Annotated in this window: 18 protein-coding genes and 1 other annotated feature; of the genes, 13 read left to right on the top strand and 5 right to left on the bottom strand. The window is 46.1% G+C overall.

The genetic code is table 11. The features are described from left to right. Nucleotides 1-129 precede the first annotated feature (129 nt). Nucleotides 130-1416 (top strand): MFS transporter, encoded by a 1287-nt coding sequence (locus ACU1JV_RS03060; RefSeq protein WP_413986619.1) that lies wholly within the window; start codon nucleotides 130-132, stop codon nucleotides 1414-1416. Nucleotides 1417-1458: 42 nt separating this feature from the next. Here the strand turns inward: ACU1JV_RS03060 and ACU1JV_RS03055 are convergent, their stop codons facing one another. Beyond that, the gene (locus ACU1JV_RS03055; RefSeq protein WP_040103393.1) at nucleotides 1459-2091 is read right to left on the bottom strand and encodes a YktB family protein; all 633 of its coding nucleotides are present in this window, start codon (nucleotides 2089-2091) and stop codon (nucleotides 1459-1461) included. A 280-nt stretch (nucleotides 2092-2371) separates the two neighbouring features. On the opposite strand from ACU1JV_RS03055, the gene ACU1JV_RS03050 reads away from it, so the two are divergent. Further along, nucleotides 2372-2971 (top strand): hypothetical protein, encoded by a 600-nt coding sequence (locus ACU1JV_RS03050; protein ID WP_040103394.1) that lies wholly within the window; start codon nucleotides 2372-2374, stop codon nucleotides 2969-2971. Nucleotides 2972-3145: 174 nt separating this feature from the next. Beyond that, nucleotides 3146-4552: an NADP-dependent phosphogluconate dehydrogenase gene (gene gndA / locus ACU1JV_RS03045; RefSeq protein WP_013371891.1), complete on the top strand. Its 1407-nt coding sequence runs from the start codon at nucleotides 3146-3148 to the stop codon at nucleotides 4550-4552. A gap of 244 nt (nucleotides 4553-4796) precedes the next feature. Here gndA and ACU1JV_RS03040 read toward each other — a convergent pair whose 3' ends face one another. Continuing rightward, nucleotides 4797-5102, bottom strand: coding sequence for a rhodanese-like domain-containing protein (locus ACU1JV_RS03040; protein ID WP_013371889.1), 306 nt, complete (start codon nucleotides 5100-5102; stop codon nucleotides 4797-4799). A 268-nt stretch (nucleotides 5103-5370) separates the two neighbouring features. Between ACU1JV_RS03040 and aroA the strand changes: the two genes are divergently transcribed. From aroA to ptsP, 4 genes are all read left to right on the top strand, one after another. Continuing rightward, nucleotides 5371-6663, top strand: coding sequence for a 3-phosphoshikimate 1-carboxyvinyltransferase (gene aroA / locus ACU1JV_RS03035; protein WP_013371888.1), 1293 nt, complete (start codon nucleotides 5371-5373; stop codon nucleotides 6661-6663). Nucleotides 6664-6696: 33 nt separating this feature from the next. Then, complete coding sequence (locus ACU1JV_RS03030; protein ID WP_413986618.1) at nucleotides 6697-7131, top strand: CoA-binding protein; 435 nt, start codon at nucleotides 6697-6699, stop codon at nucleotides 7129-7131. Nucleotides 7132-7430: 299 nt separating this feature from the next. Continuing rightward, the gene (locus ACU1JV_RS03025; protein ID WP_013371886.1) at nucleotides 7431-9314 is read left to right on the top strand and encodes a glucose PTS transporter subunit IIA; all 1884 of its coding nucleotides are present in this window, start codon (nucleotides 7431-7433) and stop codon (nucleotides 9312-9314) included. Next, nucleotides 9311-11056: a phosphoenolpyruvate--protein phosphotransferase gene (gene ptsP, locus ACU1JV_RS03020; RefSeq protein WP_025675451.1), complete on the top strand. Its 1746-nt coding sequence runs from the start codon at nucleotides 9311-9313 to the stop codon at nucleotides 11054-11056. Before ACU1JV_RS03025 ends, ptsP begins: the two co-directional genes overlap by 4 nt. Before the next feature lie 138 nt (nucleotides 11057-11194). Here ptsP and ACU1JV_RS03015 read toward each other — a convergent pair whose 3' ends face one another. Then, the gene (locus ACU1JV_RS03015) at nucleotides 11195-11731 is read right to left on the bottom strand and encodes a type 1 glutamine amidotransferase domain-containing protein (RefSeq protein ID WP_413986617.1); all 537 of its coding nucleotides are present in this window, start codon (nucleotides 11729-11731) and stop codon (nucleotides 11195-11197) included. A 336-nt stretch (nucleotides 11732-12067) separates the two neighbouring features. On the opposite strand from ACU1JV_RS03015, the gene ACU1JV_RS03010 reads away from it, so the two are divergent. The 4 genes from ACU1JV_RS03010 (at nucleotide 12068) to ACU1JV_RS02995 (ending at nucleotide 14884) form a co-directional block, all read left to right on the top strand. Beyond that, the gene (locus ACU1JV_RS03010; protein ID WP_013371883.1) at nucleotides 12068-12514 is read left to right on the top strand and encodes a hypothetical protein; all 447 of its coding nucleotides are present in this window, start codon (nucleotides 12068-12070) and stop codon (nucleotides 12512-12514) included. 101 nt (nucleotides 12515-12615) lie between these two features. After that, a complete protein-coding gene (gene ytxJ / locus ACU1JV_RS03005; RefSeq protein ID WP_413986616.1) occupies nucleotides 12616-12957 on the top strand; it encodes a bacillithiol system redox-active protein YtxJ in 342 nt (113 codons plus the stop codon). Nucleotides 12958-13064: 107 nt separating this feature from the next. Beyond that, nucleotides 13065-14072, top strand: coding sequence for a catabolite control protein A (gene ccpA / locus ACU1JV_RS03000; RefSeq protein WP_013371881.1), 1008 nt, complete (start codon nucleotides 13065-13067; stop codon nucleotides 14070-14072). A 113-nt stretch (nucleotides 14073-14185) separates the two neighbouring features. After that, nucleotides 14186-14884 (top strand): 5'-methylthioadenosine/adenosylhomocysteine nucleosidase, encoded by a 699-nt coding sequence (locus ACU1JV_RS02995; protein ID WP_413986615.1) that lies wholly within the window; start codon nucleotides 14186-14188, stop codon nucleotides 14882-14884. A gap of 13 nt (nucleotides 14885-14897) precedes the next feature. On the opposite strand, the gene ACU1JV_RS02990 is transcribed toward ACU1JV_RS02995, so the two are convergent. Continuing rightward, a complete protein-coding gene (locus ACU1JV_RS02990; protein WP_058829830.1) occupies nucleotides 14898-15530 on the bottom strand; it encodes a GNAT family N-acetyltransferase in 633 nt (210 codons plus the stop codon). Nucleotides 15531-15776: 246 nt separating this feature from the next. Here ACU1JV_RS02990 and acsA point away from each other — a divergent pair, with 246 nt between their 5' ends. Beyond that, nucleotides 15777-17492 carry an acetate--CoA ligase gene (gene acsA / locus ACU1JV_RS02985; RefSeq protein WP_413986614.1) on the top strand — a complete coding sequence of 572 codons (1716 nt, stop codon included), beginning with the start codon at nucleotides 15777-15779 and terminating at the stop codon, nucleotides 17490-17492. Between the two features lie 123 nt (nucleotides 17493-17615). Here the strand turns inward: acsA and ACU1JV_RS02980 are convergent, their stop codons facing one another. Next, nucleotides 17616-20639, bottom strand: coding sequence for a transglycosylase domain-containing protein (locus tag ACU1JV_RS02980; RefSeq protein ID WP_413986613.1), 3024 nt, complete (start codon nucleotides 20637-20639; stop codon nucleotides 17616-17618). Between the two features lie 135 nt (nucleotides 20640-20774). Next, nucleotides 20775-21041 (top strand) — a binding site (T-box leader). A gap of 65 nt (nucleotides 21042-21106) precedes the next feature. Between ACU1JV_RS02980 and tyrS the strand changes: the two genes are divergently transcribed. After that, complete coding sequence (gene tyrS, locus ACU1JV_RS02975; RefSeq protein ID WP_013371875.1) at nucleotides 21107-22360, top strand: tyrosine--tRNA ligase; 1254 nt, start codon at nucleotides 21107-21109, stop codon at nucleotides 22358-22360. Nucleotides 22361-22555: the final 195 nt, after the last annotated feature.

The raw sequence follows: 22555 nt of genomic DNA, 5'->3' as shown, positions 1-22555 counted from the left end.
ACAAAATTGAGTATAGCAGTTTGAAGTAGGAATGCAAGCGATTGAGGGCGCATTTATTTGCGAAAGAGCGGAGTAGGCGGAGAACCCCGAATGTATAGACAATAAACGAAGGCGGAGGATGTGGGATAAATGAAGCAAATAAGACGAAAAAAAGCTTCACAGCGGCTGTGGACTCCTTTTTTCGCCAAATTATGGATACTGGTGTTTCTGGTCGAATTCATGAAGGGATCTCTTCTGGTATCCATCCTGCCGGTATATATGGGAGAAACGTTAGGTCTGTCGGCCGGAATTATCGGTTTAGCCTTTTCGCTTCAGTATTTTGGAGACAATGCATTCCGGGCACCGGCGGGCTGGATGGCTGAACGGCTCGGTTATCGTGGAACGATGTCAACCGCGTTGTTGTTTACACTTGTAGCGGTCATTATGCTAAGCGCACTGACAGAACCTGTGTGGCTCGTCATCGCGTGTCTGCTACTAGGACTGGGAACATCTCCGCTCTGGCCTTGTGTGATGACTGGAACGACCGAAATGTCTGGTCCTAATAACAATAACGGTGCAGCGATGGGGACACTGGAAATTGCGTCCATGGGCGGAACGGGCTTCGGTCCACTCATTATGAATTTCGCCATATCCCATTACGGACACTCTTACGGTATGGTGTTCATGATTTTGATAGGATGCAGTATTGTATTGCTGCTGGTTGCTCTTATGCTGCCTGGAACGAACAGGTCAGCTGGCAAAGACGACCTCGAACAGAGCGCTCTCATATCTTCTGGTGGGAACTCCAAGGAGAAGCGGCAAGTGTTGAGAGGTATCCAGGAGACGATCAACACGCTCAAAACAAAGCTTAATGTGAATCCGTTAATTTATCCTGCGCTGTTTTTGCAGTCCTTTGTCATCGGCTTGATCAGCCCTGTGCTAACGCTGTACGCGCGCACGGATCTCGGAATTTCACCGAACCTGTATAGCGTGCTTCTGATTGCCGGTGGTGGGGTGACTGTGCTGGCATTGATCCCTTGTGGCAAGCTGGTAGATCGCCTTGGAACCAAGTACTTTTTGCACATCGGTTTTTTGCTTGCCGGGATCACGCTATTTTTCTTTTCAACAGTACAGACCATTCCACTTGTGTTCGTATCCGTAGCCATTATTGGCTTGGGGTATGCGCTCATTTTGCCTGCATGGAACACGTTTCTTGCCCAACTGATTCCGGAAAGCGAGCGTGCAACAGTATGGGGCTTTTTTTTAACACTCCAAGGCTCTGGTATGGTTATTGGTCCGCTCGTTTCAGGAGTGCTATGGGACCGTGCTGGACACACAGCTCCATTTATCATCAGTGGGATCGTGATGCTGCTCATGTTTGGCTGCCATTTGGCTTTGGCGCGCAATCCACGGAGAAAAACCGTTGTTAAGACTTGAACGGTACTCTTAGTAGCGGATCAGGGACGCATTTATCTGAAACTAGTCCTTTGGAAAAGACATCCGGTACAGTGGCAGTAAATGCTCAAAGGTAGAACGCACCGTCTGCAGTAACGCAGCTCCGTCACTGGCAAGAGGGTCATTACGATCAATACGGAGCCCACACATGACCTCGGCTTTTTTCACCTGCTGTAGCTTGTTAATAATGGTTTGAAACTCTTCCGTGTCCATTTGCTGCTGTTCTGTACCTTTTGGATCCATATGATCCATGGACCAGTAGAAATGACCTGGTATGTTAGAGCGCACATCGCTCAGGTTGGCTTCAAGCGCCTGGGCAAACGTGATTTTATTCGGACTTTCATAAATGACTGCGAATATGACGAATATATGGGAAGCGAACATACCTACCTCAAAATGCGGCAACGCCTTATACCCGCGTTTATTTGCCGCCCAAGCTACCCATGTATCGATCGGGGGATTGACCTTGCGTCGTGCATGCTTGGCCACGTGAACGTGCATAGGCTCTCCGCATAAGTCCGTCAGGAAGGGGGCTAACTCCTCGCCAATCGTCTCCAACTTGGGCCGAACCTGCTGAATCAGCACCTCCATGCGAGGTTCCAATCCTGGTATTTCAAAGACATCAAAGTCCTTTGCAGTAAATCCACTGAATGTCATTCCTATTTCCTCCTGTATCTAGGCTAAGCCATATCGTGTGACGTAATATGTCCGATTATAGCATAATGTCAGCGGGCTTGGCCGACTTTAGGCCGGGCTCGGTACAAGCATATAAGGCAAAAGTAGGATTGTGCGTTGTTACTCATAAAAATAGGTCAAATAACCAAGTACCCTTACATAAAATGAAGTATAAAATAGAGCAAGGGAAGATCAAGCGGGAAAGCCGCAGGCTTGCTGTAGCCGGACTTCTTGAATCGGACTTGAAAAAGGAGGGAATGCCGTGAACAAGGGCTGTGAGGTAGAATATTGCAATCTAGAGCTCCGGTTTAGCCGTCGGCATATCCATAATCTGATCAAGGATTTGATATCGGAAGGGTATTCGCTGTACTGGAGCGAGGATGAGTCGTATCTGGTTTTGTCGGTGAGAACCGGGCGCAAGCTGGTGAAGCTCCGTTTTCAACAATTGCGCACAGGACACTACAAGCTGGCTGGAGATTATGTAATCCGCGATGCCAAGCTGGCTGAGTGGTTGGAGAAGCTGATTGGAAGCACCCGAGGTCATGCCATTGTCAAAAGAGTCAAGGATCATCATATTTTGGTGGAAAATATTTTGTTCGGCGAGGTCATTCGTCTGGTCGAGGTTACTGGCTTTAAGCAGCGTGTTATTTATCAGAAGGGACCGGTGCTGTCCGCTCAGGAAATGGAGGATATGTACGCTTCCAATGAAGGGGAAACCCGGCTGCTGCTGCTTAAGATGGAAGTAGACGATGAATTGGAGAAGCTGTTCAAGGCGATGACGGAGAAAGATAAGATTAAAATCGAGAATAGCCATAAACGCCTGCAAACGCTATCTCACCAACTGCTGATGATGGAAGCGTAGTACATCGGAACACCTCATGCAAAATGAGGTGTTTTGATCTGCGATCAGACAGGGGTTCACTTCTGACACTAAAAACGTTAAAATAGAAGTGCACGTGTTCCGATTCACATAAAGTGTAATGCGGTAAAGCGGCGATATAGAATACAAAATATGTTGCAAAGGATGAGGAACCAGATGGCAAAACAGCAAATTGGTGTGATCGGCCTGGCGGTAATGGGTAAAAACTTGGCCCTTAATATTGAGAGCAGAGGCTTCACCGTTTCGGTTTTTAACCGCTCTCCAGAAAAAACGCACGATCTTATCAAAGAAGCAGAAGGTAAAAAACTGACGGGTACTTTCTCTATTGAAGAATTTGTGAACTCACTGGAATCACCCCGTAAAATCCTGATCATGGTTCAAGCTGGTAAAGCTACAGATGCCACGATTGAACAGCTTGTGCCTCATCTGGACAAGGGCGACATTATTATAGACGGAGGCAATGCCTACTTCCCTGATACACAGCGCCGCAGCAAGGAGCTGGAGGAAAAAGGACTTCGCTTTATTGGTACAGGCGTATCCGGTGGTGAAGAAGGTGCCTTGAATGGTCCTGCCATTATGCCAGGTGGACAAGAAAGTGCCTACAAACTGGTAGAGCCGATTCTGACTGCAATCTCTGCTAAAGTGGACGGCGACCCATGCTGTACATATATCGGTCCCGACGGTGCTGGTCACTATGTAAAAATGGTGCATAACGGTATCGAGTACGGCGACATGCAATTGATTGGTGAAGCATATCACTTGCTGAAATCAGTTCTGAATGTGAGTGCAGAAGAGCTTCATGAAATCTTTACAGAATGGAATAAAGGTGAATTGGACAGTTACCTGATCGAAATTACAGCTGACATCTTCTCCCAGTATGATGCTGAAACAGGCAAGCCTATGGTAGATGTGATTTTGGACGCTGCAGGTCAAAAAGGGACTGGTAAATGGACAAGCCAAAGCGCGCTGGATCTGGGTGTGCCATTGTCCATGATTACTGAGTCCGTATTTTCCCGTTTCTTGTCTGCTATGAAAGACGAGCGTATTGCGGCAAGCAAAGTGCTGAGCGGTCCTAAAGCTGAATCCTTCAGCGGCGACAAAAAAGAATTTATCGAAAGCGTACGTAAAGCACTGTTCGCAAGTAAAATTGTGTCTTATGCTCAAGGTTTCGCTCAAATGCGCGCAGCTTCCGATGAATATGATTGGGATTTGAAATACGGAAAAATTGCAATGATCTTCCGCGGTGGTTGCATTATCCGTTCGCAATTCCTGCAAAACATCAAGGATGCGTATGACCGTGATCCTGCTCTGAAAAACCTGTTGCTGGACTCTTATTTCAAAAATGTAGTAGAAACGTATCAAGATGCATGGCGTCAAGTGATTTCCGTGGCTGTATCTCAAGGTATTCCAGTGCCTGGCTTCTCCAGCGCGCTTGCTTACTATGACAGCTATCGCACTGAGCGTTTGCCAGCAAATCTGTTGCAAGCGCAACGTGACTACTTTGGTGCACATACGTTCAAGCGTGTGGACAAAGAAGGCGTATTCCATCATCAATGGTTCTAATGAACTGACGAATATGTAAGGATGTAGTATGTAACACAACGGAAGCTTTTTGCCCTTGGGGTAGAAGAAGCTTCCGTTTTTTTAATTGGTATTTTAGATACGAATTTGGATGTGCGAAAGGATTGTGTAATCTTTTGACGCTATGGTATGATAGAAGCATGATAGTTTAATGCTTTACCGCGTCTAAGCCTGAGCCTAAATAAAAGAGACGGAAAGTTTCCGTCTCTTTTATAGACTAGCTGTTTTACTGCTCCTGTGACCATTGCAGCATGCCACCAGTCATGTTGGTGCATCCCTCGTAACCTAGCTGCTGCAAATATTCGCAGGCACGTTCACTGCGATAACCGCTCCGGCAAATAAAGATAATTTCACCGGTGCGTTCAATTTCCTCAAGGCGGCCCGGAATCTGTCCGAGCGGAATGTGCTTGGCACCTTCAATCATACCTTCCGCTACTTCTTCCGCCTCACGGACGTCGATCAATTGCAATTGCTCTCCTGCTTGCAGGCGTGCGCGAAGCTCAGAAGGTTCAATCAGAGCGATTTGCGTCATGGCTGGACCTCTTTTCTAATGTAAATGGGTACTACTTGTATTGTTGGCGTGTGAGAAACGTCACACTCTCTATGTATGATAGCGAAGCGATCTCTAAGCTGTCAATTAGCCTAAATCTAAAAATTAAATAAAGATTAGTCAACCAGGTTGCTAAACCTCGACAGACCTAGATGAATATTCCTTATTTTTTAGGTGGAGAAATGAACGATACAACTTGTATAATTAACGTAAACTAGGATGGTTTGAATCGAAAAGGAGCATGTATAATATGGATGTTATCGTTAGACCTACCCCTTCCTTGCAAGGAGAGATTGGGGCTTTGTCCTCCAAAAACTACACGACTCGTTATCTGCTTACGGCTGCACTAGCCGATGGACAAAGTACTATTTATTATCCAGCTCATAGTGAGGACAGTGACGCTATGCGTCGTTGTATCACCGATCTGGGAGCAGTGCTGGAAGAGGATGATGAAAAAATAGTGATTACAGGTTTTGGTAGCCATCCTCAAGCTGTGAAGGAACTGAACGTAGGCAATGCAGGAGCGGTGCTCCGTTTTTTGATGGGAATTGCGTCCCTATGTCCGGATGTTACATTTGTGAATACATATCCCGACTCATTGGGGAAAAGGCCCCATGACGATCTAATTGATGCATTGGGCCAACTAGGTGTTAAAGTAGATCATCGTGAAGGCAAGTTGCCAATACGTATTCAGGGTGGTCAGGCGAAGGGCGGTAAAATTGAGGTGTCCGGCTCGGTTAGCTCACAGTATTTAAGCGCTCTGTTGTTCCTTACACCTTTACTGGAGGAAGATAGTGAAATTGAAGTACTGCATGATTTGAAATCCAAAGTGGTCATTGGGCAGACTCTAGAGGTATTGCAAGAGGCTGGTATTACCATTCATGCAAGTGATGACTACATGTCTTTCCGCGTCCCGGGTCGGCAATCCTATCAGCCACGTACGTATACTGTACAGGGGGATTATCCAGGGAGTGCTGCGGTGCTGGCGGCGGCTGCAGTAACGAATTCCGATGTTACCATCCATCGTCTTAAAGAGCAGAGCAAACAGGGAGAACGCGCTATTGTAGATGTACTGCGTATGATGGAAGTACCACTGACACATGAGAACGATACCGTTGTTGTAAAGGGGAACGGCCGATTGAAGGCCATCGAGTTTGATGGTGATGCCGCGACAGATGCTGTACTTGCCATGGTAGCTGCGGCTGTATTTGCCGAAGGTACATCTCGTTTTTATAACGTGGAAAATTTACGGTATAAGGAATGTGACCGAATTACGGATTATTTGAATGAGTTGAGCAAGGCTGGGGCTCGGGTAGAAGAACGTCAAGCGGAAATCATTGTGCATGGTAGACCGGAGGGTGTCGAAGGTGGAGTGGAAATCAACGCGCATTATGATCACCGTGTCATTATGGCATTGACGGTTGTAGGTTTGCGCGCGCAGAAGCCGCTAGTGATCAAGGATGCGCATCATGTCGCCAAATCGTATCCACAGTATTTCGACCATCTGACGACGCTTGGTGCTTCCGTAGAATGGGTAAAATAAAGGTAAGTTAAGATACAGACAGGAGGAGATAGAATGGCTTTTGAAAATCCATCCAGAGAAGAGATTAAGAATATTTTGGAACAAGTAGGCAATATTGCGGTTGTAGGTTTGTCTGATAAATCAGACCGCACCTCATACATGGTTTCTTATGCTATGCAAAAGCGGGGATACCGGATTATTCCGGTTAATCCTGCGGCCGCAGGGCAAACAATTCTTGGAGAGACTTGCTATGCCAGTCTTGCTGAAGTACCAGAGCCCGTTGAAATGGTTAATGTATTCCGTCGTAGCGAATACTGCGCAGAGGTTGCACGTGAAGCCGCTGCTATTGGAGCTAAGATATTGTGGCTACAACAGGGAATTATAAGCCAGGAAGCCGCTGACATTGCGCAGGAGCATGGAATGACGGTTATTATGGATCGTTGCATTAAGGTGGAGGATTCAGTGACCCAAGCTGTTCGTAAAGGATAATCACACCTCTGACCCATGCTATATGCACATGAAGAAAACCTTCTTCCCTTGTTTCATAGGGTTGAAGGTTTTTGGTGTGAAATCAGAATCATGATACAGTATATTATACTTTCAGGAATCCATATAATGTATATATGCTTGGAATATGATATGGTCTAGTTAAATTCATAGGGTTATCGTTGAGTAATAAGTTATATGACCTGTAAAAGCGTAAATAAATATTTTTGGCTGACGGAACCATGGCTTTGACAAAAGTATTTATTCGGCTTACCATCAGGGATAGAAGGGAGAGGAATGCCATGAATTGGCTCGGATCCTTACAACAGCTTGGTCGTGCTGTCATGCTCCCGACGATGGTGCTACCGGCAGCTGCAATATTGCTAAGTCTCGGCAGCCTTCCTTGGGCCACGTGGGGATTTCCTATGGTGTCTGATATGGCAAATGCGGCGGGACATGGGATATTTTATTTTTTGCCGTATTTGTTTGCGGTTGGTGTTGCACTGGGTATGTCGAATCAAGCAGGTCAGGCCGGACTGGCTGCATTGGCTGGTATGGCTATATATGATCAGGTCACATTGAGATTTGGAAACGGACTCATTCAGCCAGCGACGCTCATTGGTATCATTTTGGGGATCATTTCAGGGTTGGCTTATAATCGCTTCAAAAGCATTAAGTTGCCTGAAGTGCTTCAGTTTTTTGGGGGCACCCGATTTGTTCTGCTGCTTATTGGTCTGTTCTCTGCTGTATTTGCAGGGCTCATGTTGATTATTGCTCCGCTGATTCAACGAGGACTGGAATTTATTGTTGGCCTGGAATCGAGCTTGGGCGGTTTTGGACTGCTTATTTACGGCATTCTATACCGGCTGTTGGCAGCTTTTGGTCTTCACCATCTGCTTAACAATATATTTTGGTTTCAACTGGGTACATATAAAACGCCGTCTGGCAACGTTGTGCAGGGGGATCTGCCCCGGTTTTTTGCTGGCGATCCGACAGCGGGCTATTTCATGTCTGGGTTGTTTCCCATTATGATGTTCGCGATCCCTGCGATTGCGTTAGCGATCATTCAGGAAGCTCGTGAAGATTTGAAGCCAAAGGTGCAAAAAACGTTTCTGACGGCTGCATTGGTCTGCTTTTTTACCGGAGTGTCGGAACAGATTGAGTTTGCCTTTTTGTTTGCTGCTCCTTATTTGTTCCTCGTTCATGCGGTTATGTCCGGTCTGGCCATGTGGCTTACCTTTGAACTGGACATTCACCATGGCTTTTCATATTCGGCGGGTTTTATAGATTATGTCCTTAATTTCCATCTATCACATAACGCCTGGTTGTTAATTCCAGTCGGAGTGGCATATGGGCTTGTGTATTATGTACTGTTTCGATGGGCAATCCGTCGCTTCCGGATTCCAACTCCTGGACGTGAGGAAGGCTCGGTTCTGGAGGATTGGGCCGGTAATATTCCTTACAGTGCTCCACTTATTTTGGAAGCACTCGGTGGGAAGGAGAATATTGTGCAGGTAGAAGCCTGCATCACCCGTTTACGGCTGACTGTCCATAATGACAGGCTGATTGATACCGGAGCGATGAAGGCATTGGGATCGGCCGGGCTTATTAATCTGGGCGGAGGTAATTTACAAGTCGTATTTGGAACCTATTCAGAACTGATTCGTGAGGAAATTGCAAAGCTGATGGAGCGTGATCTCCCTCAAATTTTGTTCAATGCTCCTGTACATGGAAAAATGCTACCGATTCATGAAGTGCCTGACAAAATTTTTGCAACGAAGCTGGTTGGGGACGGTGTTGCTTTTGTTCCTGAACGCGGTGAACTTGTGTCTCCGGTGTATGGTACTGTGATGCACTTGTATCCGACCATGCACGCTTTAGGCATCTCCACACGAGAAGGACTTGAGGTTCTGCTTCACATCGGGATTGATACTTCACAGCTAAAAGGGAATTTTACTGCTATGGTAGAAGCAGGCGATACGGTGGAACCGGGGCAATTGCTGATCAAATTTGATTTGCAGGCGCTACGAGAGCAAGCTCCATCGCTGGTGACTCCTATGGTCATCACGAATCCGGATCGCGTCAAGTCGTGGAGCTTTGCTCCGTTTAAAACAGTGAAAAAAGGTCAGGCCTCGGTAATGTCCGTTGTGCTGCATGACAGGAATGTTGGAGGGGTAGAAACATGATAGAAGGCATCGGCGCCGCAGCAGGTGTGGCCATCGGGAAGGCATTTGTCCTGCCGAGCTGGGAATGGGATTTACCTGATCAAAAAATGGATACGGTAGATCTAGCGAAGGAATTTGAACGTTTGTATGAAGGGATACGTACATCCAAAAGTGAAATCCAGTTTATTAAGGATGAGTTCCGAGAGATGGTGGGAGCGGAGGAATCCAGCATTTTTGATGCTCATCTAGCGATATTGGAAGATCCGGAGTTCATGAATGAAATTAGCGGCATTATTCAGCGTCAGTATAAGGCGGCCGAGGTGGCTGTGAAGGAAGCTATTGATCATTTTGTGACAATGTTTGATTTGCTGGATGATGAATATATGAAGGAGCGGGCAATCGACATCAAGGATGTGGGGAACCGACTGCTCAAGCATTTGCTGGGCGCACCGGAAGTGACTCTTCCCAAGGACACTCAGCCCTATATCCTGGTAGCCAAAGAGCTCTCACCATCCCAATCGGCACACTTGAATCCCAGCTATGTGTTAGGGATTGTGACTATGAATGGTGGTAAAACATCGCATTCCGCGATTATGGCCCGTGCGCTTGGTATTCCACTCGTTTCTGGATTGGAGAGCAATATGAATTTGCCTGTTCAAACCGGAGATATGATGGTTGTGGATGGAGACCTGGGTAGAGTGTATGTGAATCCAGAAAAATCTGTAACAGACCACTATATCATTTTACGTGACGAGCAGCGACGTAGAAAAGAACAGCTTCAGGTACTCGCTTCGGTAGAAGCTGTGACCAAGGATGGAACCACGCTGAGACTGGCGGCCAATATTAGCTCCGTTAAAGAACTGGAGGCTGCTTTGAAGCATGGAGCTCAAGGTGTGGGGCTGTTCCGCACGGAATTTTTATATATGGATCGTAAATCTGCTCCTAATGAAGAGGAGCAGTATCAAGTATATCGACTAATAGCGGAAAAGGCAGGCAATCACTCCGTAGTCATCCGTACATTGGATATCGGCGGCGATAAGCCGTTGGATTATCTTGAGCTCCCAGAGGAAGAAAATCCTTTTCTAGGTTATCGTGCTATACGGATTAGTCTGGATTGGAAGGAAATGTTTAAAACTCAGTTGACTGCAATTTTGCGAGCCAGTGCAACGGGGAATATCAAGGTCATGTATCCGATGATCTCATCCGTGGAGGAAGTCCGTCAGGCAGATGCTCTTTTGAAAGAAGCTATGGCGGATTTGGATGCAAGAGGGCTTGCCTATAATCCTAAAATTCAGCGAGGGATTATGATTGAGGTTCCGGCTGCAGCGATGATCGCGGATCTATTAGCAGCTGAAACCGACTTTTTTAGTATCGGAACGAATGATCTAGTTCAGTATGTGCTGGCTGTAGACCGTATGAATGAGCAGATTGCGCATATGTACCATCCATACCACCCGGCTGTACTTCGAATGCTGCGCATGACTGCACAAGCGGCACATCAAGCCGGAATTGATGTGAGTGTCTGCGGTGAGATGGCTGGAGATGAACGATCCGTTCCACTTTGGCTGGAACTGGGAATACATCAGCTCAGTATGTCCCCCCAATCTTTGTTGCGGGTCAAGCATCGTGTGCTGAATACGACTGCATCTGAAGCAATGGCAATCGCTCGTGCTTGCTTTGGCATGTCCACTGGTGCAGCGATCGAAGACAAGCTGACTGCAGCTAATATCAGCTGTACCCCGGCCGGACCCGGGCGGCCGTAATATTTTAATATCCGCAATGCTTAGATAGCTCGGACGAAAAAGCACCTTCAAAACCATGAATAAAGTGGTTTTGAAGGTGCTTTTTCGATATAGCCATAGATAAGGTTACTCAAGTCCTAAATGTGCGGACTACATATCTTATTTCCGAGCGCTATTAGCTAATACATCGCAGAACGCTTTTCCGTAAGGTGGAAGATCGGGCGGTCGACGAGCGGATACAATGTGTCCGTCTGTCACAACAGCTTCATCCTTCCAGATTGCTCCTGCATTTTCCATATCATCACGGATACCTGGTGTGGAGGTGACTGTAACACCATCCAATATTTTAGCAGAAATCAGTACCCAGCCTGCATGGCAGATTTGTCCGATGGGTTTATGTGCGGCATGAAACTCCTGTACAAGTTGAATAACCTTGGGGTAGCGGCGCAGTTTATCGGGCGCCCAACCACCAGGGACAAGAATACCGTCATAATCGCTACTATTGAGTTCTTCAAAGGCATATTCTGCTTCAGCAGGTACGCCGTATTTTCCAATATACTTTTTCCCCTTTTCAGCACCGGCTAAATGTACCTCTGCGCCTTCTTCACGAACACGGTACACCGGGTACCATAATTCCAGATCCTCGAATTCCTCATCTACGAGGGCAATGACCTTTTTTCCGGCAAGTCTTGACATCTAACCATCCTTTCATGGGTCACATATGACACCTTTGTTTTGTAATCTGTACTTTTACATCTTAAGAAAAAGTAAGCCCGAAGTCCATTCCTTCGCAGATTCTCAGGTAGGAGTCGCTCTTTTACAACAATCGCCGTCATTTTTTGACCCTCTAATGCCTTGGTAATTTGTTCATTGCTGCAATCTGTGGAAGGATTTGAGACCCCAAAGTCGAAATAAAAAAAGGTATGATAGATTTTATAGAGTTAACAAATATTTTATAGACTAGTAGATAGATATATCTGGATGCTGAAGAGATCCTTATATAGTTTGATCCTATGTAATGAGGTGGTAAAAGTGCAAAAGCAATGCCAATGCGGTGAACCGATGGGACTGGAATTACGAAAGGTAATATATGCGAGTAAGGTTGAAATTTTGCATGTTCCTGTATTTTCATGCCCGTCATGCTTTTCCAGTGAGGTTCTGCAACATGTGACGAAGGACATTAAGGAACTTCTACAAAGTCTAGGGAGCAAACCTGCGCCCCGGCGAATATCTTTTGCTCGCAACAATGAACTGGCAGAAATTATTCGCAAGCTTGTACTGGAGGAAGCGGACAATCCCAATGTTGATTGGCAATCTGCTTTGGAGGAGCGAATGGAGCTTCGAATTAATCTCTTGCTGGATCTTTATCGCTATGCGAGAAGCCTAGGAGATGAAGACTGGATGAATGATGTAGAGAAAAGATTGGTTCAATTATCCGGTTTTACCAGTAAATCGGTGTTCACGAATACGAAAAACTAAAAAATATGAAAATTTTCATGGTCACCATTGGATTTTACATGTTCTTTTTGTTACGATGAGAATAGGCCATACGACAAGACACAGAAAGGAATGTATATCCAATGGCGACGATGACGAAAATGACTACTATTCAACAATTAAATACGGCTCTGGAAGCGTCATCAGACAAACCGTTACTCCTCTTTAAGCACAGCACACGTTGTCCGATAAGTGCAGGCGCATACCAGGAAGTGGAGTCTTATTTGGAAGGTGCTCCCCACGAAAATATTGAATACGGTATCATTTATGTAGTAGAAGATCGGCCGGTGTCCAATGCGGCTGCGGACAAGCTTCAGGTGAAACATGAATCGCCGCAAGCCATTTTAGTCAAGGACGGGGAGGCTGTCTGGCATACATCCCATTCGAATATTACAGCCCGTGCGCTCCACGATCATCTCACATAGATAGAATGAGTGCTGTCGTTGCATAAAGTAGTATTTTGTCGTATCATGGTTCTAATTAGTTGATCTAGGATTCGGTTGAAAATTTATTGGCAATGGAGAGAAGGAATGTGACGGTAACGATCTATGATGTAGCTCGCGAAGCTGGGGTCTCAATGGCGACGGTGTCCCGCGTAGTTAACAATAATCCTAATGTAAAACCTCAAACTCGCAAGAAGGTGTACGAAGCGATTGAACAATTGGGATATCGCCCAAATGCGGTAGCTAGAGGTCTGGCCAGCAAGAAGACAACGACTGTTGGCGTTGTTATTCCGGATATATCGAACTCAATTTTTGCAGAAATTGCGCGCGGTATTGAGGATATTGCAAATATGTATCACTATAACATCATTTTATGTAATGCCGACAAACGGAAAGAAAAAGAGATCCGTGTTATCAATACGTTACTTGAAAAGCAAGTCGACGGGCTTCTGTTCATGGGCGGCACAGTAACGGACGAGCATATTCAAGCGTTCCACACAGCTGCTGTCCCTATTGTTCTATGTGCAACGAGTGATGAAAAAGGTAGCTATCCTTCGGTCGATATTGACCATGAAGCCGCTGCTTTCGATGCGGTTAACACATTGATCCGCCATGGACACCGTCAAATCGCAATGATCAGTGGTACGCTTCAAGACCCTGCAAATGGTTATGCACGTTTCCAAGGTTACAAGAGAGCATTGGAAACAGCCGGAATTGATTATCAGGAAGATCTCGTGCGAATCGGGAATTACCGCTATGAATCCGGTGTTGAAGCCATGAAATACTTCCTCGGTCTGAAGAAGAAACCAAGTGCTATTTTTGCCGCTACAGATGAAATGGCAATTGGTGCGATTCATAGCATTCAGGATGAGGGATTGAAAGTACCTGATGATTTTTCGGTAATTAGTGTTGACAATATTCGCATGGCCTCCATGGTTCGTCCTCAGCTGACAACCGTCGCACAACCGATGTACGATTTGGGTGCGGTGGCAATGCGTTTGCTAACCAAGCTGATGAAGAAGGAAAACGTGGAGAACTCTCGCGTTATTTTGCCGCACGAAACTATTTTACGGTTATCAGTTAATTATTTAGACTAGCGGCAGTGCTGAATAGGATATACCTTCGATGAAAGCTCCTTTGACGGAGCTTTTTTCGTAGATACATATTCTCTTGTGAAATCATCATCAAACTAAGAAACGAGGGATGCGTAATGAGCCGACTTTATGGATTAATAGGTGCTATGGATGAAGAAATTGAATTGCTGCTCTCGGCGATGACGGAAGCAAGTAAGACGACCAAGGCGGGAATCACATACACTACAGGAATGATTCACGGACAAAGGGTGGTTGTCTGCAAGTCCGGTGTGGGCAAAGTCAATGCTGCGGTAACAACACAAATCCTGATTGATCATTTTGGCGTAGAACAAATTATATTCACGGGAGTGGCAGGGGCGGTACACCCGGATTTAAACATTGGGGATATTGTCATTTCATCAACATGTATGCAACATGACATGGATGTAACGCCTTTGGGTTATGCCAGAGGGGTCATTCCTTATCAGGACACCTCAGAGTTCGCGGCCGATCCCGAACTTGTCCGTCTGGCTGAACAAGCCTGCAAATCGTTTGGAGATCGATATATTGTCGGAAAAGTACTTTCAGGCGATCAATTTGTCGCAAGCCGTGAGATAGTAACAGCATTGCATCAAGAAATGGACGGTGCTTGTACCGAGATGGAAGGCGCCGCAGTGGCTCAGACAGCTCATATGAATGCTGTGCCTTATGTTGTCCTACGATCTATGTCAGATAAGGCTGATGGATCGGCTCACGTGAATTATGCTGAGTTTACAGTGGAAGCTTCACATCGTTCACACCGTATTGTGGAGTTCATGCTCAAGCATTTGGATTAAGGGTGTAATTTTTTCAATACATGAATCTTCGGACAAACCGGATGCGGTCAAACTGTTCTCGTGATTCGAGGGGCACATCATCTCCCATTCGTACCATCAGACAGTTCGCAGGATGTGAGCATATTTCAGGATCATCCGTGGCGTACCATATCATATTTACGGTTTTCATTAGGCGTTCCATCATGCGGCGGTATTCCCATACGGAAAGACCGCTGCCTTTTAAATCCCAGTGCCAGTAATATTCGGTTGTAAAAATAATATAGGATTCGAGCTGTCCGTCTTCAAAGGCAATCCGAATCATTCGGCTACCTAGGCCCAGTCCGCGATAGTCATCGGCTACCTCGACAGCTCCGAGTTCCAGTAAATCCTTCATGCCAGCTTCCGACCAGCGTTCCATCTCATCAGGATAGTGAAAAGTAACGTATCCCAGAAGGGTTTCTCCGTCATGGGCAATGATAATTCTGCCTTCTGGCAGTTCTGAAATTTCCACCAGCGCCTCGAATTGCTCCTTTGGTTTACGAAAGGCATCCAATTGCGTATGCATTTGAAATGAACGCAATCGATCAGCGGATACCGGTCCTTCTACATGGATGGTTTGTCCGTTGTGATCCAGCGTGTCCAAGTGGTACAATTTTAAATGCTGCATGGGTGCGACCTCCTTGTTTGCCATCAGTAGCTCTTCATATCCCCTACTTATAACAAAAAAACAAATAAATGAAAAGGATGGTCGTCACATCCTTACCTATGATATACTGATTTAGACACGAATTGTTCACAATTAAGTGCTTTAAATCAAACCACAAATCAAAAGAAATCATTTGCACCATTAATTTTATAAGCGCTATTTTGTTCTGTGTAATTCTCATTATTCCATTGTGAGGAGGCTGAACGCATGAAGATTGAAGAACTCCAGGCTGTAGTTCCCACATCCAACATGGGCTCTTATGAACAAGCTTACAACAACTTTCAGTGGGAAGATGTAGAACGTCATTTTACGTGGTATGAAACAGGCAAAGTGAATATGGCACATGAAGCGATTGATCGACATGTAGAGGAAGGTCGGGGTGAGAAAGCAGCACTTTTGTATTGTGATGCAAACCGTCATGAAACCTACACTTTTTCTCAGCTTCGTGCCAGCTCGAACAGGTTCGGAAATGTGCTGCGCAAATACGGTATTGGTAAAGGGGAACGGGTGTTTATATTCATGCCGCGTTCACCTGAACTGGTCATTAGTATGCTTGGGGTTTTAAAGGTAGGCGCTGTTGTCGGTCCACTGTTTGAGGCGTTTATGGAAACGGCGGTTAAAGATCGCTTGGAGGATAGCGGGGCGGTGGCATTAGTAACCACACCTGCGCTTCTTTCACGGGTAAAACGTGAGGAGCTTCCTGAGTTGCGTCATATTTTTGTGGTCGGTGATATGGACGAACGGGAGCAGGGAATTATTGATTTCGAAACGGAAATGCTCACATCCTCAGAAGAGCTTGAGCCCGAATGGCTGAGTCGTGAAGATGGATTAATTATTCACTATACATCAGGCTCAACGGGCAAGCCCAAAGGCGTGTATCATGTACAAAATGCAATGATTCAGCATTACTATACGGGTAAAATGGTGCTGGATCTGCGGGAAGATGATGTATATTGGTGTACTGCGGACCCTGGCTGGGTTACGGGAACGTCATATGGCATTTTTGCTCCTTGGCTAAATGGAGCAACAAATGTCATCCGTGGAGGCCGTTTCAGCCCAGAGGACTGGTACCGTACGATTGAACGTCACGAAGTGACGATTTGGTATAGTGCTCCTACGGCGTTTCGGATGCTGATGAGCGCAGGGGAGCAGGTTGTTGCCAATTATGATCTCAGCAGCTTGCGGCATGTATTATCCGTTGGGGAGCCACTCAATCCTGAAGTGGTGAGATGGGGGTGGCAAGTCTACGGACAGCGTATTCATGATACTTGGTGGATGACGGAGACAGGAGGACAGTTGATCTGTAATTACCCAGAGCTGCCGATTAAGCCAGGCTCGATGGGAAAGCCACTCCCAGGTATTCAGGCAGCTATTTTGGACGACAGAGGCCAGGTGTTGCCTCCTAATAGGATGGGACATTTGGCGATTCGTACACCATGGCCATCCATGATGAACCGTATATGGAACAATCCAGACAAGTTCCAGGAATATTTCCGTTTTCCCGGTTGGTATGTATCCGGTGATTCGGCTTACATGGATGAGGACGGATACTTCTGGTTTCAGGGAAGAATTGATGATGTTATCAACTCCTCCGGAGAGCGCATAGGACCTTTTGAGGTGGAGAGCAAGCTTCTGGAGCATCCTGCTGTAGCGGAAGCTGGAGTCATTGGGAAACCAGATACTGTTCGAGGAGAGATCATTAAAGCATTTGTGGCCCTGCGTGATGGCTATACCGCGTCAGAAGCGTTACAACAGGATATTTACCGCTTCGTCAAGGAAGGGCTGTCTGCTCATGCTGCTCCGCGTGAAATTGAATTTAAGGAAAAGTTACCCAAAACCCGTTCCGGCAAAATTATGAGACGTGTGCTGAAAGCCTGGGAGCTTAACCTTCCTACAGGTGACCTGTCTACCATTGAGGATTGAATTGATGCATGTTTGCACTAAAAAGGGAGTCTCCATAGCCATTATAGCTATGAAGACTCCCTTTTTTATTAGGGTGAACTCATTCATCTCACCCAAAATATTGCTTCTTGTTTTTGTCTTGAACTATGGACGAACGGCTCCAGAAGGAGCCGATTCCCCCATGGTATTCATGGAAGTAACACGGAACCAGCCTTTGGGCTTGCGGCCTGGTTTATACTCAAAGTTGGTGTTTGCGGTAGAGCCTATGTTTTTAAAAGGCTCCGCACCGCTTTCACTGTAATATACGTTATAGCCTGTTATAGCGTCCGCAGGCTTTCCTGCACTCCATTGGAGCACTACGGACGTGCCTGCCGCTTTAGCTTGGGGCTGTTCAGGAGCAGTAGGAACTTCTGTAGGCTGCGCACCTGTTTCATCTCCCTCGCCCGGAGCGTCTGGTGACTCAGAATCCGCAGGTGGTACTACAGGTGCTGTGTCTGCTTTGCTGCTTGGTCCAGACTCATGTCCTCCCACATCAACGGCGGTCACATAGTAACTTGCGCTGCTTCCACCAGGGCTGTCGGAGAATACCTTGGAGCCATCAGCCATGACAACCTTGCCAAGCCGCTCGAAGCTGCCTCCATCTGTAGAACGATATAGACGGTAACCTACAACATCACTGTTTCCGCTTGGGCTAAAGCTAATTATGGCCTTGCCGTCGCTATAGCTTACGCTGACGCTAGATGGAGCGTTAGGAGCTGCCCCATCGTCCTTGCGTGGATCAATCTGAGTAGGAGCTTCTTTATCTGCATCTTGAGGCAGATAGTAGGACAACGAATTATGCCGTCTCATCACTGTAAAGGCTTGCTGAAGCTCTTTAATCAATTCTGAGATTGGCTTTTCCCGTTTTCTAACGGTCCGTTCATACAACATATCATCTGGCGTACCATCACGTGGAATGTAATTTACACCCTGATAGGTAATATATTTCGCACGGGTAACGCCATTTTCACTGTTTTTGGGTAAATATTTACTGTTATAAATGTCTGAACCATAAGCGGATGCTGTCCGGCTTACAATACCGTCAGGTCTCTTGAAACTATCCGTTTGGAATAACTGAGAATCTTTAGCCGTTACTTCATTCATGATTAGAGCCCATAGACGACGAGCCCGCTCTTTTTGTGCTTTCGTTTCAAGCTTATTGACAGGTTGCTTGTAACCAACCCACACTCCCAGCGTGACGTCAGGTGTAAAACCCTCGAACCACACATCGGTGTAGGATTGCGTAGTGCCTGTCTTACCGGCAATCGGAATCTTGCCGGATTGATTAAAGTTACGTTTCACCAGTTTGCCTGTGCCTTCCGATACGGCTGTACGTAACATATCCGTCATCAGGTAGGCGGTTTGTGGTGTGAAGGCTTGCACAGGATTAGGCTGATGCTTGTATACAATATTGCCTTGCGAATCCACGATCTTTTCGATCATGTAGGCATCATTAAACACACCGCCATTTGGGATGGCTCCATATGCATTGGTGAGCTCCTCAACGGTTACCCCGTGGGCCAAGCCACCGAGTACACCGGTTTGGGCGTTGTTATCGCTTGGTTCCAAGGTGGTAATACCCAGTTTTTTAGCAAAAGCCCACGCCTTATTGATCCCTACCTTTTCGTTAAACAGCTTGAGTGCTATCGTATTTAGCGATTGATTCAGTGCATAACGCGCTGTGACTAATCCTTGGTAGCGGTTGTTGGAATTTTTCGGGATGTGATATCCATTACTGCCATCCTTCAAAATAATAGGGGCATCATCCACAATCGTGCCAGGCTGTACAAGACCGCTGTCCAAAGCAGGCAGATAAGCAGCAATCGGTTTCATGGCTGAACCCGGCTGGCGTACCATCTGGGTAGCATAGTTCATTTGCTCTTTTTGGAAGTCACGACCTTCCATCATACCGAGAATGGCGCCGGTTTTATGCTGAATCAGAATGGCTGCCGCTTGCTCGTCACCCTTGGTTTTACTAGTAGCAGAGAAGTTGTCCTTATTTTCTGCAATTTGACGCATAGATTTGTACACGCTCTTATCAATGGTGGTATATACCATATAGCCGCCTGTGCGAAGCTGCTGTTCGGCTTCTTTGAGCAAGTCGTTATCATCCTTGGTTTTGGTATCCGCACTGGCATTAGCCTTTTGACTCGGATTGGTGACAGACATGAGTGCCTGCGCAGCTTGCCGCTCTGTTTCCATCATAAGATATGGATAGGTGTTATAAGCCTTAACAGTGCGTGGTGCGAGAGATTTTTTGATGTCAAAAGCCATCGCTTCATCATATTGTGCTTTATTGATTTTGTTCTCCTCCAGCATTCGGCTGAGCACCAGGTGCTGGCGGTTGATCGCTCTTTTAAAACCAGCTTCATTAAATTCGCCTTTACCGTTGTAAGCAGAATAAGAAGAAGGGAGTTGTGGCAAGCCTGCCAGATAGGCAGCTTGGGCTACATTAAGCTTGCCCAAATCATTCTCATTAAAAATACCTTTGGCCGCTGCTTTAATACCAAAGACGTTGTAACCGCTTGATCCGTTACCAAAGGGTACCTTATTGAGATAGGCTGTAATTATTTGCTGCTTGCTCAGGAAGCGCTCAAGGCGCAGAGATAGTAAAATTTCTTTGACCTTGCGGTCATCCGTACGATCAAGATTTAAAAAGACACGACGTGCAAGCTGCTGGGTAAGAGTACTCCCCCCAGTTTGTACGGATTCATGTAGTGCCTTTTGCTTCACAGCACGCAGCGTTCCCGACAAATCGACACCTTTATGCTCGTAAAAATGGTTATCTTCAATAGCAATGACTGCGTCAATGACGAGCTGAGGAATCTCCTTAAATGTAACAGGTCTTCGATCTTCCTCGGTCCGAAGCTGCCCGATGGGAGAGCCATCATTGAAATAAGCGAAGCCTGTAATTGCATTTTTATCTACTTCCTGTAGAATCGTAGATCTGGAACGCACGGGCTCGTTTTTTACAATAGAAGCAATATAGCCGGCGGCGGTTCCTCCTGCGAATAGTGCTCCCATAAAACCGATGATGACGACCCACTTTATGACACGGCCGAGCCTTCGCATGGTTCTCCGTAAGCGGGAAGGCTTTGGCTCTGATACATTGTTTTTTTCTTCAACCATTAAGTCTTCCTCCTTTATAACAGCCATTATTATAGCATAAAATTACAAAATGAACCCATATGCTAAAAAGCCTGTCTTTTGGTGTCGTTGACTACATAAAAACAGTGTGTTATAAATAGGTCAAAGTAAATATCGTGAAAAGCAGAGAAAGACTTCAGTAGAAGGCGGAATCACGTTGTGCAGAGAGCCGATGGGTGGTGTGAATCGGTAGCGTCCCTCCTTTGAATTACCGTCTGGAGCTGTCTGGATGAATGGAAGGCTTTTGCAGGTTTGCGAAGCTCATCATAGTAATCCGGTACCGGGTGTAGACCCGTTATAGGAATGAAGTGAAAGAAACGTTTGCTTTTGCATACGTTTCTTTAATTAGGGTGGTAACGCGAGCAGCTCCTTCTCGTCCCTTGGGATGAAAGGGGCTTTTTGGTTTGTTGAAATAGTAATTTTTGGATGAAAAACAGGAGGGATTCAGGATGAAGTGGGAAGAATTGAAGCCTGAGCAACAGGCAGAGGTAGAACGACAACTAGAAGTGATACGTCGTGGAGTAGCGGAAATTGTACCTGAGGATGAGCTGAAGCGTAAGGTTGTTAAATCGGTTGTTAGCGGCGAGCCACTCAAAATTAAGCTGGGTCTGGATCCGTCTGCGCCCGACATTCACATCGGACATACGGTTGTTATGCACAAACTGCGCCAGTTTCAGGAATTAGGGCACCAAGTGCAACTGATTATCGGAGATTTTACAGGCAGAATTGGTGATCCGACAGGTAAATCGGAGACCCGCAAGCAACTGACTGAGGAAGATGTACAGCGCAATGCACAAACATACAAGGAACAAATCTTTAAGATTCTCGATCCTGAAAAGACAAAGGTATACTACAATTCTGAATGGTTAGGCCCGATGTCTTTTGCGGATGTGGTAACTCTGTCTGCTAAAGTAACGGTTGCCCGTATGTTGGAGCGGGATGATTTTACAAAAAGATACCAAAACGGCTTGCCGATCAGCATCCATGAGTTCTTTTACCCGCTGATGCAGGGCATGGATTCTGTGGCTCTCCAAAGTGATATAGAATTGGGAGGGACAGATCAAAAGTTTAATCTGCTGATGGGCAGAACCCTGCAAAAGGAATACGGAGTGGAGCCGCAGGCAACTATTACATTACCACTGCTTGAGGGTCTTGATGGCGTTCAGAAGATGAGCAAAAGTTTGGGGAATTACATTGGTGTGGATGAGGAGCCAAACGAAATTTACGGTAAATCGATGTCCGTTCCTGATGAGTTGATGCTGAAATATTTTGAGCTTGCAACGGATATTACCAATGAGGAGCTGGCAGAGCTGGCGAAAGGTGTTAAGGAGGGTTCTGTGCATCCACGTGATGCCAAAATGAAACTGGCCGGAACATTAGTCCGCATGTACCACGGTGAAGAAGCGGCGGAAGCAGCCAAGCAGCATTTTGTGACCGTATTCCAACAACGCGCGCTTCCTGATGATATTGAAGAATTCACCTTGACAGCAGATCAGCTAGAAGAAGGTGGCATTCGTGTGATCCAGTTGCTGACTCATCTAGGCTTTGCAGCATCTAACGGTGAGGCCAAGCGTAGTATTCAGCAGGGTTCGGTTAAAATTAATGAAGAGAAGTGGACCGATGTGAACGAAGCATACAAGCCGCAAGAAGGCGACATTGTACAGGTGGGTAAACGGAAATTTGCTAAAATCAAGCTTGGATAATTAAAATACATTCACTAGCAGCGTTGAGATTGATTTTACATCTCAGTGCTGCTTTTTTTATTTCTGCCAAGTGAAAAGCCGTGGTAAACTTAGCACAAATAATCAAACAAGTAGGTAAAGAGTTATACATAATGAATACGTGGGTTGCCCAATGTGGGCGTAGGCTAGATAAATTACAAGTGCGGGGAAGGATTA

The organism is Paenibacillus sp. T2-29 (assembly GCF_052921365.1).
This window is presented reverse-complemented; position numbering and strand designations above follow the sequence as displayed.